This window comes from Erwinia sp. S43, from assembly GCF_016624745.1.
Taxonomy (GTDB): Bacteria; Pseudomonadota; Gammaproteobacteria; order Enterobacterales; family Enterobacteriaceae; genus Erwinia; species Erwinia coffeiphila.
The window spans coordinates 61,546-75,693 of the sequence record NZ_JACVTX010000004.1; the positions used below are offsets into that span (position 1 = coordinate 61,546).

The window sequence follows — 14,148 nt, forward strand, 5'->3', positions numbered from 1 at the left end:
ATCATTCTAGTTCCTGTACAAAAAATACGGCTTTTCATTGCACAAATTTGCCGCAGCGCTTCCAGCTTAAAGAGAAATGCCGCCTCGCCGCTCGCTTACTGTTGTTGCGTTGGGGGGGGATCAGCTATGCTATGCGGATCTTAAATGAAATCAGAAATAAGCTTAGCGCTATTCAAAAAGGACCACTGGCAGCCATGCAAGAGCAATACCGCCCGGAAGAGATAGAATCCCACGTCCAGAAGCACTGGGATGAGAAGCAAACGTTCAAAGTGACCGAAGAGGAAGGTAAAGAGAAGTATTACTGCCTCTCAATGCTACCCTATCCTTCTGGCCGCCTACATATGGGCCATGTGCGAAACTACACCATCGGTGATGTGATTTCTCGCTACCAGCGCATGCTGGGTAAAAACGTGCTGCAGCCTATCGGCTGGGATGCATTCGGTCTGCCTGCGGAAGGCGCGGCGGTAAAAAACAATACCGCTCCGGCTCCGTGGACCTACTCCAATATCGATTACATGAAGAACCAGCTGAAGCTGCTCGGCTTTGGCTACGACTGGAGCCGCGAACTGGCGACCTGTCAGCCTGAGTACTATCGCTGGGAACAGTGGTTCTTCACCAAGCTGTACGAAAAAGGCCTGGTCTATAAAAAGACTTCTGCGGTTAACTGGTGCCCGAACGATCTGACCGTGCTGGCCAACGAGCAGGTGATCGACGGCTGCTGCTGGCGCTGTGACACCAAAGTTGAGCGTAAAGAGATCCCGCAGTGGTTTGTGAAAATCACCGCCTACGCTGACGAACTGCTGAACGACCTCGACACGCTGGAAAGCTGGCCTGAACAGGTTAAAACCATGCAGCGTAACTGGATTGGCCGCTCTGAAGGCGTGGAAATCGAGTTCAACGTTGCGGACAGTGAAGAGAAACTCAGCGTTTATACCACCCGCCCGGATACCTTCATGGGTGTGACCTATCTGGCCGTGGCCGCAGGTCATCCGCTGGCTGCTGCCGCCGCCGCATCGAACCCGGCGCTGGCTGACTTCATTGCTGAATGCCGGAATACCAAGGTTGCCGAAGCCGATATGGCCACCATGGAGAAAAAAGGCATGGCCACCGGCCGCTTTGCGGTACACCCGCTGACCGGCGAGCAGGTTCCTGTATGGGTCGCTAACTTTGTGCTGATGGAGTACGGTACAGGTGCAGTGATGGCCGTGCCTGGCCACGACCAGCGCGACTGGGAATTTGCGACCAAATACGGTCTGACCGTTAAGCCGGTTATTCTGGCCGCAGACGGCACAGCGCCGGACCTGAGCGCTTCGGCAATGACCGAAAAAGGTACGCTGTTCAACTCCGGTGAGTTTGACGGCCTGTCGTTTGAAGACGGCTTTAACGCGATTGCCAACAAGCTGGCTGAGAAAGGCGTCGGCGAGCGTAAAGTGAACTATCGTCTGCGCGACTGGGGCGTTTCACGTCAGCGTTACTGGGGTGCGCCAATTCCAATGGTCACGCTGGAAGACGGCACCGTGATGCCTACCCCGGAAGATCAGCTGCCGGTTATCCTGCCGGAAGACGTGGTGATGGATGGCATTACCAGCCCGATTAAAGCCGATCCTGAGTGGGCTAAAACCACGGTTAACGGCCAGCCTGCGTTGCGTGAAACCGATACGTTTGACACCTTTATGGAGTCATCCTGGTACTACGCGCGCTACACCTGCCCGGACTATGATAAAGGCATGCTGGACCCGGCTGCGGCCAACTACTGGCTGCCGGTCGATCAGTACGTCGGTGGGATTGAGCACGCAATCATGCACCTGCTCTATTTCCGCTTCTTCCACAAACTGCTGCGCGATGCAGGTCTGGTGACGTCCGACGAACCGGCTAAACGTCTGCTGTGCCAGGGGATGGTACTGGCCGATGCGTTCTACTACACCGGTAACAACGGCGAACGTAACTGGGTCTCTCCGGTTGATGTGACCGTTGAGCGCGACGAGAAAGGCCGTATCACCAAAGCATCCGATGCCGCTGGCCATGAGCTGATTTACGCGGGCATGAGCAAAATGTCGAAGTCGAAAAACAACGGCATCGACCCGCAGGTGATGGTTGAGCGCTACGGTGCAGATACCGTTCGTCTGTTCATGATGTTTGCTTCTCCGGCAGATATGACTCTGGAATGGCAGGAATCCGGCGTTGAAGGGGCGAACCGCTTCCTCAAGCGCGTGTGGAAACTGGCCTTTGAGCACAGTGAAAAAGGCGCAACCGAAGCGCTGGATATCGCTTCACTGAACGACGAGCAGAAATCGCTGCGCCGCGACCTGCACAAAACCATCAGCAAAGTCAGCGATGATATTGGCCGTCGTCAGACCTTCAACACCGCTATCGCTGCGATTATGGAGCTGATGAACAAACTGCTCCGTGCGCCGCAGGAAACCGCTCAGGATCGCGCGCTGATGCAGGAAGCGTTGCTGGCCGTTGTCCGTATGCTGTATCCGTTTACCCCGCACGCCAGCTTCGTGCTGTGGCAGGCACTGGGCGGTGAAGGCGAAGTGGATAATGCACCATGGCCGCAGGCTGATGAATCAGCGATGGTTGAAGACTCGCTGCTGGTGGTTGTTCAGGTTAATGGTAAAGTTCGCGGTAAAGTTACCGTTGCAGCAGACGCGACTCAGGAGCAGGTGCAGGCTCGCGCAGCACAGGAGCATCTGGTGGCGAAATATCTCGACGGCGTTACCATTCGTAAAGTTATTTACGTGCCGGGTAAACTGCTTAACCTGGTTGTGGGTTGATGTCAGGAGGAATTGTGCGACATCCGATAGTCTCTCTGCTTGTTGGCCTGGCGGTGTTGATCACCGCCGGTTGTGGCTACCATCTTCGCGGTACGACCTCTGTACCTGCTGAGATGAAAACGCTGGTGTTGGATTCGTCCGATCCTTATGGTCCGCTGGCTCGTTCAGTGCGTGAACAGCTGCGCCTGAATGATGTGAAGATTCTGGATAGCACGGATAAAAATACCGATGTGCCATCGTTACGTCTTCAGGGCGAGCGTATCAATCGCGATACCGCGTCGATCTTCCAGGATGGTAAAACGGCTGAATACTCAATGATGATGGTCGTGAGCGCTCAGGTACTGGTGCCGAATAAAGGCATCTACCCGATCAGCACCACCGTTTATCGTTCATTCTTTGATAACCCGCTGGCCGCACTGGCAAAAGATTCTGAACAGCAGATTATCATTAGTGAAATGCGTACTCAGGCATCACAGCAGCTGGTGCGTAAACTGCTGACGGTGCATGCGGCAGAGAACGATTCATCGATCAATACGCTGGATCGTACGCCATCTTCAGTCGATCACCTGCATTCTGACAATGCAGTGTCGGACGATTCCTACACCCGATGATCAGGATTTACCCTGAACAGCTAGGCGCGCAGCTCCGTGAGGGGCTGCGCGCCTGCTACTTATTAAGCGGTAATGAGCCGCTGCTGCTGCAGGAATCACAGGATGCTATCCGTGATGCCGCCCAGCTGCAGGGCTTTACCGAACATCATAGTGCCACGCTGGATGCCAGCACCGACTGGCAGTCAATTTTCGCACTCTGCCAGGAACTCAGCCTGTTTTCTTCCCGCCAGACGCTGTTACTGATCCTGCCGGAAAATGGCCCTAACGCAGCGATGAACGAGCAGCTACTCACCCTATCTGGCTTGCTGCACAGCGATATCCTGCTGATCCTTCGCGCGGCTAAACTGACCAAAGCGCAGGAAAACAGTGCCTGGTATAAGGCGTTGAGCAGCCAGGGTGCCACTATCCCCTGCCAGACACCGGAGCAGGCACAGCTGCCTCGCTGGGTCAGTGCACGGGCGAAAAAAATGCAGCTGACGTTAGACGATGCCGCCAGCCAGCTGCTGTGTTACTGCTATGAAGGAAATCTGCTGGCGCTTTCACAGGCGCTTGAACGACTGTCGTTGCTCTGGCCGGACGGGAAACTGACGCTGCCTAGGGTTGAGCAGGCGGTCAGCGACTCGGCACATTTCACCCCTTACCACTGGGTTGACGCTCTGCTGGCCGGAAAAAGTAAGCGCGCACTTCATATTTTGCGCCAGATGCGCAATGAAGATAGCGAACCGGTGATCCTGCTGCGCACCCTGCAGCGCGATCTGTTGCTGCTGGCGACGCTTAAGCGCCAGATGGCCCACACACCGATGCGTACGCTGTTCGATCAGCATCGCGTGTGGCAGAACCGCAGAACGCTGTTCAGCGAGGCGCTACAGCGGCTGTCATCAGCGACCCTGACCCAGGGCATTCATCTGCTGGCGCGCATTGAACTGACGCTCAAGCAGGATTACGGCCAGTCCGTATGGTCAGAACTGGAAATGCTGGCGCTGCTCCTTTGCCATCCGGCCTTCCCGGCGAGCTTCTGCGATGTCTGATAAAACAGAGCTTCATGCCCTTTATGGCGGCACGTTTGACCCGATTCACTACGGACATCTGAAACCCGTTGAAGCCCTGGCGGCGCTGGCCGGTTTGCATACCGTGACGCTACTGCCGAACAACGTGCCACCCCATCGCCCACAGCCGGAAGCCTCTCCGGCACAGCGAATCGAAATGGTCAGGCTGGCAATTGCGGACAATCCGCTGTTCGATCTCGATCTGCGGGAAATGCAGCGCAATACGCCCTCGTTCACGGTTGATACGCTGGACGAGCTTCGCCAGGAACGCGGAGTGAAGCAGCCACTGGCGTTTATTATCGGCCAGGATTCGCTGCTCACCCTGCACAAGTGGCATCGCTGGCAGGATCTCCTGTCGCTGTGTCACCTGCTGGTATGCCAGCGCCCGGGATACAGCAGGGAAATGACCACGCCGGAACAGCAGCAGTGGCTTGAGAAGAATCTGGCCAAACGGCCTGAAGAACTGCACCAGCAGCCTGCCGGTAAAGTTTTTCTGGCTGAAACGCCACTGGTGTCAATCTCTGCAACCGAGATCCGCGATCGCCTTCATCAGGGCCATCCTGATGCCGACCTGCTGCCGCCGTCAGTCAGCGAATTTATCGCGCACGAGGGTTTATATCGGAACCCAAATCCGCATGCTATACTGCGCCGCTAATTTTTTGGGGCATCAGCCCAACACGAACTCAATCCCAAGGGGGAACCTTTTGCAAGGTAAAGCACTCCAAGACTTCGTCATTGATAAAATCGACGATCTGAAAGGCCAGGACATTGTCGCTATCGACGTCCAGGGCAAATCCAGCATCACCGACTGCATGGTTATCTGCACCGGTACTTCGACCCGTCACGTGGTTTCAATTGCGGAACACGTTGTGCAGGAAGCCCGCCTGGCAGGTCTGCGCCCGTTTAGCGTAGATGGCCGCGCCGCCGCCGATTGGGTTGTTGTCGATCTGGGTGAAATTATTGTTCATGTCATGCAGGAAGAGAGCCGCAAGCTCTACGAACTGGAAAAGCTCTGGAGTTAAGCCGTGAAGCTGCAGCTGGTTGCCGTCGGCACAAAAATGCCCGACTGGGTACAGACGGGATTTATGGAATATCTGCGGCGCTTTCCGAAAGATATGCCGTTCGAACTGGTCGAAGTCCCTGCCGGGAAACGCGGTAAGAATGCCGATATCAAACGTATTCTGGAAAAAGAAGGCGAGATGATGTTGGCCGCTACCGGAAAAGGCAACCGCATCGTGACGCTGGATATACCCGGCCAGCCGTGGGAAACCCCACAGCTCGCCAGTCAGCTGGAACGCTGGAAGCAGGACGGGCGTGATGTCAGCCTGCTGATCGGTGGTCCGGAAGGCCTGTCACCCGCCTGCAAGGCTGCGGCGGAACAAAGCTGGTCACTCTCGGCGCTGACCCTGCCCCATCCGCTGGTACGCGTTTTGGTTGCAGAGAGTTTGTATCGTGCATGGAGCATTACTGCGAATCACCCCTATCATCGTGAATAACGAACTGGGTTAACCGGACAGACAAAGCAGCGGATGAAATTACAACGTAACTCCTTTCGTGACTATACCGCCGAACAGACGCTGTTTGTTCGGCGGGCGCTTATCGCATTTTTGGGCATTCTTGTGCTCTCCGGTGTGCTGGTGGTCAACCTTTACCACCTGCAAATCGTCCGCTTTGAAGATTACAGCACCCGCTCTAACGAAAACCGTATCAAGCTGGTGCCCGTCGCGCCAAGCCGCGGCATAATTTATGACCGAAATGGCATTCCGCTGGCGCTAAACCGCACCATCTATCAAATTGAGCTGGTGCCGGAAAAAGTCGACAACCTGCCGCAAACGCTGCAGGAGTTGAAACCGATCGTCGATCTGACCGACGAAGATATCGAAGCCTTCCAGAAAGAACGTAAACGCTCGCGCCGCTTCACCTCTATCGCACTGAAAACCGGTCTGAACGATGTTCAGGTTGCGCGATTTGCCGTTAACCAGTACCGCTTCCCAGGCGTAGAAGTCAAAGGCTATCAGCGCCGCTACTATCCGTACGGATCGGCACTGACCCACGTGCTCGGCTACGTCTCCAAGATCAACGACCGCGACGTTGAGCGACTGGATAAAGAAGGCAAATGGCCAAACTACGCCGCCACCCACGATATCGGCAAGCTGGGGATCGAACGCTACTACGAAGACGTCCTGCATGGGAAAACCGGCTACGAAGAGGTGGAAGTTAACAACCGTGGCCGGGTAATCCGCCAGCTTCATGAGCAGTCTCCGCAGGCCGGTCGTGATATACATCTGACTATCGACCTCAAGCTGCAGCAGTACATAGAAACGCTGCTGGCGGGAAGCCGTGCGGCGGTGGTGGTGTCCGATCCACGTAACGGTGAGCTGCTGGCGATGGTTTCCATGCCAAGCTATGACCCGAACCTGTTTGTTGACGGTATCTCCAGCAAGGACTACAACAGCCTGCTGCATGATGAAAACCGTCCACTGATCAACCGTGCTACCCAGGGGGCCTATCCCCCGGCTTCCACAGTGAAGCCGTATATTGCCGTTTCTGCGCTGACGGCAGGCGTCATTACTCGCAACACCAGCCTGTTTGATCCCGGTTGGTGGCAGCTGCCGGGTTCTGAAAAACGCTTCCGTGACTGGAAGCGCTGGGGCCATGGCCGCCTGAACGTCACCAAGTCTCTGGAAGAGTCGGCGGATACCTTCTTCTACCAGGTGGCCTACGATATGGGCATCGACCGGCTGAGCGAATGGATGAGCAAATTCGGTTACGGTCACCTCAGCGGCATTGACCTGGTGGAAGAGACACCGGGCAACATGCCAACGCGCGACTGGAAAATGAAGCGCTTTAAAAAGCCGTGGTACCAGGGTGACACTATTCCGGTGGGGATCGGCCAGGGATACTGGACTGCAACGCCGGTACAGATGAACAAAGCACTGATGATCCTGATTAATGACGGTGTGATTAAAACGCCGCATCTGATGATGGACACCATGCAGGGCGAAACCAAAATCCCGTGGCGTCAACCTGCGGCGGCGCCGATCGCCGATATTCATACCGGTTACTGGGAAATTGCCAAAGACGGCATGTACGGCGTGGCAAACCGGCCAAACGGAACCGCGCGTAAAAGCTTTGAAGATGCGCCGTATAAAATCGCCGCTAAATCAGGTACTGCCCAGGTATTCGGCCTGAAAGCCAATGAAACTTATAACGCCCATAAGCTGACCGAACGTCTGCGCGACCACAAGCTGATGACCGCCTTTGCGCCGTACGATCATCCCCGCGTTGCGGTTGCGATGATCCTGGAGAACGGTGGCGCAGGCCCGGCCGTCGGTACGATCATGCGCCAGATCCTCGATCATATTATTTTGGGCGATAACAATACCAACCTGCCTGACGCTGCGCCTACGCCGCCGGGCTATGAAGGTGAATAACCGGTATGAACGATAGCCGTCAGAAACAGTCAATCTGGACCCGAATCCATATTGATCCGACATTTTGCCTGATCATTGCCGCGCTGCTGATTTACAGTGCGCTGGTGATGTGGAGCGCCAGCGGCCAGGACCCGGGCATGATGGAGCGTAAAATTGGCCAAATCGCCATGGGCATCCTGGTGATGCTGGTGATGGCGCAGATCCCACCGCGCGTCTACGAAGGCTGGGCCCCCTATCTTTACATTGTCTGTGTCGTATTGCTGATTGCCGTGGATGCTTTCGGCCATATCAGTAAGGGTGCACAGCGCTGGCTGGATTTGGGAATTGTGCGTTTTCAGCCTTCTGAAATTGCGAAAATTGCCGTGCCGCTGATGGTGGCAAGGTTTATTAACCGTGACGTCTGCCCACCTACGCTGAAGAATACCGCCATCGCGCTGGTGCTGATCTTTATGCCCACGCTGCTGGTTGCCGCTCAGCCAGACCTCGGTACATCCATTCTGATTGCCGCTTCCGGACTGTTTGTGCTGTTCCTGTCCGGGATGAGCTGGCGCCTGATTGCCGTTGCCGTAATTCTGGTGGCGGCCTTTATTCCGGTACTCTGGTTCTTCCTGATGCATGATTATCAGCGCGATCGCGTAATGATGCTGCTTGACCCGGAAAGCGATCCGCTTGGCGCCGGCTACCATATTATTCAGTCCAAAATTGCCATCGGCTCCGGTGGCCTGCGCGGTAAAGGCTGGCTGCACGGCACACAGTCACAGCTGGAATTTCTGCCCGAACGCCACACCGACTTTATTTTTGCCGTACTGGCGGAAGAACTGGGACTGGTCGGCGTGCTGATCCTGCTTATACTCTACGTGCTGCTGATCATGCGAGGGCTAATGATGGCGGCTCGTGCGCAGACTACGTTTGGTCGCGTGATGGCCGGAGGATTAATGCTGATCTTCTTTGTCTATGTTTTTGTTAATATTGGCATGGTCAGCGGTATTTTACCGGTGGTAGGGGTGCCGTTACCGCTGGTAAGCTACGGTGGTTCAGCCCTGATAGTATTGATGGCCGGGTTTGGGATCATTATGTCGATTCACACCCATCGAAAACTGTTGTCGAAGAGCGTTTAAGAGGCATAGACATGCGTAAGGATTGGCTTTGGATTGCCCTGGCATCAGCCATGCTGGCAGCCTGCACCACTGATACAGAGCAGCAGGCCCCGGCCCCGCAGCAGCAGACTTACAACGGACCGGTGGTGGAAATTGGCGGAGCAGAACCACGCTATGAGCCGATCAATCCAGGCACCAGCCAGGATTACTCGGTGAATGGCAAGACCTACAAAGTCATCAAGGACCCCTCCAACTTTAGCCAGGTCGGCCTGGCCACCTCATACGGTGAAGAAGTCGGTGGCAATCGCACGGCTATCGGTGAGATTTTTGACCCTAACGCTTTGACGGCTGCGCATCCCACGCTGCCGCTGCCGAGCTACGTTCGCGTAACCAACCTGGCAAATGGCCGGATGATTGTGGTACGGGTTAACGATCGTGGCCCCTATACGCCAGACAGGATTATCGACCTGTCGCGGGCAGCAGCCGATCGGCTGAATACCTCCAACAATACTCGGGTACGCCTCGACTATATTGCCGTTGCTCCTGACGGTACGCTCTCTGGCCCTGGTACAATCGGTACTACAGTAGCAAAACAAAGTTACGCCCTGCCCGCTCGCCCTGACATTGGTGCAGGACTGACTATGGGCGGTGGTGCCGCAATGTCACAGCCTCAGACCTATGCTGCTCCGGCGGAGCAGGCTGAGCAGCAAAATGTCCGCGCGGTCGATAACAGTACATTGAGCAGCGATGACAACATTGGTGCGCCGGTACGCAGCGGTGGCTTCCTCGGTGCCGCTCAGCCGTTACGTAGCGGCGTACTTGAAGGTAGCGAGCCGGTCAGCACGCCTGTCGCCTCATCAACGTCTTCAGCACCACCGGCCATTGTTGCCGCAGCGGCAGTCTCGCAGCCCCAGTCGCAGCCAGCATCCGGCAGCGGAAATTATGTGGTGCAGGTGGGCGCGCTGAGCGACGGCACCCGCGCCCAGCAGTTGGCTAACAGCCTGGGCAAACAGTTTGGCGTCCGCGGCTCGGTCGACAGCCGTGGCAATGTTTATCGCGTTCAGCTGGGCCGTTTCAGTTCCCGCCAGCAGGCTGCTGCATTGCAGCAGCGGCTGGCAAATGAAGCCAACCAGCAGTCGTTTATTACCGTCGCACCAAATGCAATGTGATTCTGCCCGACCCGTTGATTTAGCGCGGGTCGCTGTCAGAGGATTTTGCTATAGTGAGTCACTTTTTTTAACTTATCCAGGATGTTGTCGTTCTTAACATGAGCAATTTCACCTCTTCTCGACTGATCAAACGCCTGACGGTAGGATCGCTGATCGCCCTCAGCCTCAACGTTGTCGCCTATGCCGATGACGTAAACATTAAAACCATGATCCCGGGCGTGCCGGAAATTGATGCTGAAGCTTATGTCCTGATCGACTATAACTCCGGTAAAGTTCTGGCAGAGAAAAATGCCGATACCCGGCGCGATCCAGCCAGCCTGACTAAGATGATGACCAGCTACGTTATTGGCCAGGCAGTCAAAGCAGGTAAAATCCATCAGGACGATATCGTTACCGTCGGTAAAGATGCGTGGGCAACCGGCAATCCGGTGTTCAAAGGCTCTTCTTTGATGTTCCTCAAGCCCGGTGACCGCGTGCCGGTTTCCCAGCTGACCCGTGGTATCGTGCTGCAATCAGGTAACGACGCCTGCGTGGCAATGGCCGACTATGTTGCCGGTAGCCAGGATGCGTTCGTTGGTCTGATGAATAACTACGTCAAGGCACTCGGCCTGCAAAATACCCACTTCCAGACGGTACACGGTCTGGATGCGGAAGGTCAGTACAGCTCTCCACGTGATATGGCGCTGATCGGTCGCGCGCTGATCCGCGATGTGCCGGATGAGTATGCGGTTTACCACGAGAAAGAGTTCACCTTTAACAACATCCGCCAGATGAACCGTAACGGTCTGCTGTGGGATACCAGCCTGAACGTTGACGGAATCAAAACCGGTCATACCGACGCGGCGGGCTATAACCTGGTGGCCTCCGCGACCGAAGGCCAGATGCGTCTGATCTCTGCAGTGATGGGTGGACGTACCTATAAAGGTCGTGAAACCGAAAGTAAAAAGCTGCTGACCTGGGGCTTCCGCTTCTTTGAAACCGTGGCACCGTTGAAAGCTGGCAAAGAGTTTGCTTCTGAGCCGGTCTGGTTTGGTAACAGCGATCGCGTACAGCTGGGCGTGGAAAACGATGTCTATCTGACGATCCCACGCGGACGGATGAAAGATCTGAAAGCCAGCTACACGCTGAGCAATACCGAACTGCATGCGCCATTGCAGAAAAATCAGGTCGTAGGCAGCATCAACTTCCAGCTGGATGGCAAAACCATTGAACAGCACCCGCTGGTGGTCCTGAACGAAGTGCCGGAAGGCGGTTTCTTCGGTCGTATCGTGGACTACATCAAACTGATGTTCCATCACTGGTTCGGTTAATTCCGCACACGAAGGGACCGATCGCCGATCGGTCCCTGCAAGAGAGCATGTTGGCCACACGTCTGTCTCTTGAAATTATCCCGTATAATCCCCATATTGTTAGTATCTGTGAACTCCCGCAGCGACGGGGTTCCTTGTATGTGTTACCGGAGTCCATATGAAAACCAATCTTAAAGATCTGCTCGAATTCCCTACCTCTTTTACCTACAAAGTAATGGGGCTGGCACAGCCAGAGCTGGTCGATCAAGTGGTTGAAGTCGTGCAACGTCACGCGCCGGGCGACTACTCTCCGGACGTTAAACCGAGCAGCAAAGGAAACTTCCATTCCGTTTCTATTACCATTACCGCCACGCACATCGAGCAGGTTGAAACGCTGTACGAAGAGCTGGGCAAAATAGAAATTGTTAGGATGGTGCTGTAACCCCATATCTGGTGCGGGCATACTGGTTCTTGCCCTGCACCAGCGCTATACTGCACTTCTGCTTTTCTAACCGGATCGTGCGTTTTGTCTCCTGATACTCTGATTATTCGCCAGCTGGGTCTTCAGCCCTGGGCACCTGTCTCTCAAGCCATGCATCAGTTTACCGACCAGCGCAGCGAAGCCACGCCTGATGAAGTCTGGCTGGTGGAACACCCGGCGGTTTTTACTCAGGGCCAGGCCGGGAAAACTGAACATCTGCTGATGCCGGGGGATATTCCGGTGATGCAAAGCGATCGTGGCGGCCAGGTAACCTATCACGGTCCGGGTCAGCAGGTGATGTATGTGATGATTAATCTTAAGCGCCGCAAAGTGGGCGTTCGCCAGTTGGTCACCGCGCTGGAAGAGACGATTATCACCACTCTCGCCCAACTCGGCATTACCGCCAGCGCGCGCCCCGATGCTCCCGGTGTTTACGTCGACAACAAAAAAATTTGCTCACTGGGTCTGCGTATTCGCAACGGCTGTTCGTTTCACGGCCTGGCATTGAATATTGATATGGACCTCGCGCCGTTTCTGCGCATCAATCCCTGCGGCTATGCCGGCCTGGAGATGACGCACATTCACGCGCTGCGTCCTGAGGTCACGCTGGCATCCGTTCAGCCGCTGCTGATCGACAATTTTGCACGCCAGCTGGCAATTACCGACGTGCAGTGGAGCAAAGAGTGCGATTTACCGCTAAAATGTGCGCTCTGATTTACAATTCTGTAACGCTTTCTCGCACTGGCAGTGCTGTTTCTGTAAACGAGAGATGATATAATTTTTATGCTTTTTCAAAAAAAGTTGAATTCACCCATACAATTTTACGTTGGAGCAGACGGTCAGACAGGCTGATGTCCGATAGTTAAAAGGGTGTACCACAAACTCATTTAGTGTTTAGCGGGTAATTTCGCCGCAATCCAACCTGGAACTAGCAAGACTATGAGTAAACCGATTCTGATGGAACGCGGTGTTAAATACCGCGATGCAGACAAAATGGCGTTGATCCCGGTAAAAACCGTGATGACCGAGCGTACTGAAATACTGCGTAAGCCAGAGTGGATGAAAATCAAACTCCCAGCAGATTCCAGCCGTATTCAGGGCATTAAAGCCGCAATGCGTAAAAATGGTCTGCATTCCGTCTGCGAAGAGGCTTCCTGCCCAAACCTTGCTGAATGTTTTAACCACGGTACCGCGACCTTTATGATCCTTGGTGCCATCTGTACCCGCCGCTGCCCGTTCTGCGACGTTGCCCACGGCCGTCCTGTCACTCCCGACAGCAACGAGCCGGGTAAACTGGCGCAAACCATCGCGGATATGGCATTGCGTTATGTGGTGATTACTTCCGTTGACCGTGATGACCTGCGCGACGGTGGTGCTCAGCACTTCGCCGACTGCATCACCGCCATTCGTGAGAAGAGCCCGAACATTAAAATTGAAACTCTGGTACCGGACTTCCGTGGTCGTATGGACCGTGCGCTGGAAATCCTTAACGCGTCCCCGCCTGACGTCTTCAACCACAACCTTGAGAATGTGCCGCGCGTTTACCGCCAGGTGCGCCCGGGCGCAAACTATGAGTGGTCACTGAAACTGCTGGAGCGCTTTAAAGAAGCGCACCCGAATATCCCAACCAAATCAGGCCTGATGGTCGGACTGGGCGAAACTAACGAAGAAATCGTTGAAGTGATGCGCGATCTGCGTCGCCACGGCGTCACCATGTTAACGCTGGGCCAGTATCTGCAGCCAAGCCGTCACCACCTGCCGGTACAGCGCTACGTCAGCCCGGCTGAGTTTGATGAAATGAAGGCCGCAGCCATGGATATGGGCTTCACCCATGCAGCCTGTGGTCCGTTTGTACGTTCTTCTTATCATGCAGATATGCAGGCCAAAGGGCTGGAAGTGAAGTAATTCCGCGCTGCATGCATAAAAAAACGGATGACCCAGCCATCCGTTTTTTTTCGCCTGATTCCTGCTCACTCTTTACGAGTTTGCTGTTCGGCCGGTTTATCTTCAGGCACGGATTGCTTCGCGGCGGTGTCATCGTCGCTCATCGCTTTTTTAAACCCCTTAATGGCAGCACCTAAATCACCGCCCAGCGTGCGCAATTTATTGGTACCGAAAAGCAGGACGATAAGCGCGCCAACAATCAGCAGTTTGCCGATACTTAAACCTTCCATATCTACCTTCTTTGCGTTAAGCAGTGGGGAAAGTCCCCGTATCAGCTGATTTTAACGCGGGAAAACGGCA

The 14,148-nt window shown here is 54.9% G+C and carries 14 protein-coding genes; 13 read left to right on the top strand and 1 reads right to left on the bottom strand.

Annotation, left to right across the window (positions count from 1 at the left end; genetic code table 11):
* The first annotated feature begins 194 nt into the window (after positions 1-194).
* The 13 genes from leuS (at position 195) to lipA (ending at position 13,809) form a co-directional block, all read left to right on the top strand.
* The gene (gene leuS / locus IBT47_RS06530; RefSeq protein ID WP_200559841.1) at positions 195-2,777 is read left to right on the top strand and encodes a leucine--tRNA ligase; all 2,583 of its coding nucleotides are present in this window, start codon (positions 195-197) and stop codon (positions 2,775-2,777) included.
* A 14-nt stretch (positions 2,778-2,791) separates the two neighbouring features.
* Positions 2,792-3,388 (top strand): LPS assembly lipoprotein LptE, encoded by a 597-nt coding sequence (lptE, locus tag IBT47_RS06535; RefSeq protein ID WP_105591038.1) that lies wholly within the window; start codon positions 2,792-2,794, stop codon positions 3,386-3,388.
* On the top strand, positions 3,385-4,416 hold the full coding sequence (gene holA / locus IBT47_RS06540) for a DNA polymerase III subunit delta (protein WP_200547367.1): 1,032 nt from the start codon (positions 3,385-3,387) through the stop codon (positions 4,414-4,416). Before lptE ends, holA begins: the two co-directional genes overlap by 4 nt.
* Positions 4,409-5,089, top strand: a complete 681-nt coding sequence (gene nadD / locus IBT47_RS06545) for a nicotinate-nucleotide adenylyltransferase (RefSeq protein ID WP_200559842.1) — start codon at positions 4,409-4,411, stop codon at positions 5,087-5,089. Before holA ends, nadD begins: the two co-directional genes overlap by 8 nt.
* Before the next feature lie 49 nt (positions 5,090-5,138).
* Positions 5,139-5,456 carry a ribosome silencing factor gene (gene rsfS / locus IBT47_RS06550; RefSeq protein WP_105591035.1) on the top strand — a complete coding sequence of 106 codons (318 nt, stop codon included), beginning with the start codon at positions 5,139-5,141 and terminating at the stop codon, positions 5,454-5,456.
* A 3-nt stretch (positions 5,457-5,459) separates the two neighbouring features.
* The gene (rlmH, locus tag IBT47_RS06555; RefSeq protein WP_105591034.1) at positions 5,460-5,930 is read left to right on the top strand and encodes a 23S rRNA (pseudouridine(1915)-N(3))-methyltransferase RlmH; all 471 of its coding nucleotides are present in this window, start codon (positions 5,460-5,462) and stop codon (positions 5,928-5,930) included.
* Between the two features lie 33 nt (positions 5,931-5,963).
* Entirely contained in the window at positions 5,964-7,868 is a 1,905-nt protein-coding gene (gene mrdA, locus IBT47_RS06560) for a peptidoglycan DD-transpeptidase MrdA (protein WP_105591033.1), read from the top strand.
* A 5-nt stretch (positions 7,869-7,873) separates the two neighbouring features.
* On the top strand, positions 7,874-8,986 hold the full coding sequence (mrdB, locus tag IBT47_RS06565) for a peptidoglycan glycosyltransferase MrdB (protein WP_105591032.1): 1,113 nt from the start codon (positions 7,874-7,876) through the stop codon (positions 8,984-8,986).
* Positions 8,987-8,997: 11 nt separating this feature from the next.
* Complete coding sequence (rlpA, locus tag IBT47_RS06570) at positions 8,998-10,134, top strand: endolytic peptidoglycan transglycosylase RlpA (RefSeq protein ID WP_200559843.1); 1,137 nt, start codon at positions 8,998-9,000, stop codon at positions 10,132-10,134.
* 98 nt (positions 10,135-10,232) lie between these two features.
* Positions 10,233-11,444, top strand: coding sequence for a D-alanyl-D-alanine carboxypeptidase DacA (gene dacA, locus IBT47_RS06575; RefSeq protein WP_105591030.1), 1,212 nt, complete (start codon positions 10,233-10,235; stop codon positions 11,442-11,444).
* Between the two features lie 157 nt (positions 11,445-11,601).
* Positions 11,602-11,865: a DUF493 family protein YbeD gene (ybeD, locus tag IBT47_RS06580; RefSeq protein ID WP_105591029.1), complete on the top strand. Its 264-nt coding sequence runs from the start codon at positions 11,602-11,604 to the stop codon at positions 11,863-11,865.
* An 84-nt stretch (positions 11,866-11,949) separates the two neighbouring features.
* Positions 11,950-12,618, top strand: coding sequence for a lipoyl(octanoyl) transferase LipB (gene lipB, locus IBT47_RS06585; protein WP_105591028.1), 669 nt, complete (start codon positions 11,950-11,952; stop codon positions 12,616-12,618).
* A 225-nt stretch (positions 12,619-12,843) separates the two neighbouring features.
* Entirely contained in the window at positions 12,844-13,809 is a 966-nt protein-coding gene (gene lipA, locus IBT47_RS06590) for a lipoyl synthase (protein ID WP_105591027.1), read from the top strand.
* Positions 13,810-13,874: 65 nt separating this feature from the next.
* On the opposite strand, the gene tatE is transcribed toward lipA, so the two are convergent.
* Positions 13,875-14,078 carry a twin-arginine translocase subunit TatE gene (tatE, locus tag IBT47_RS06595; protein ID WP_200559844.1) on the bottom strand — a complete coding sequence of 68 codons (204 nt, stop codon included), beginning with the start codon at positions 14,076-14,078 and terminating at the stop codon, positions 13,875-13,877.
* Positions 14,079-14,148 lie beyond the last annotated feature (70 nt).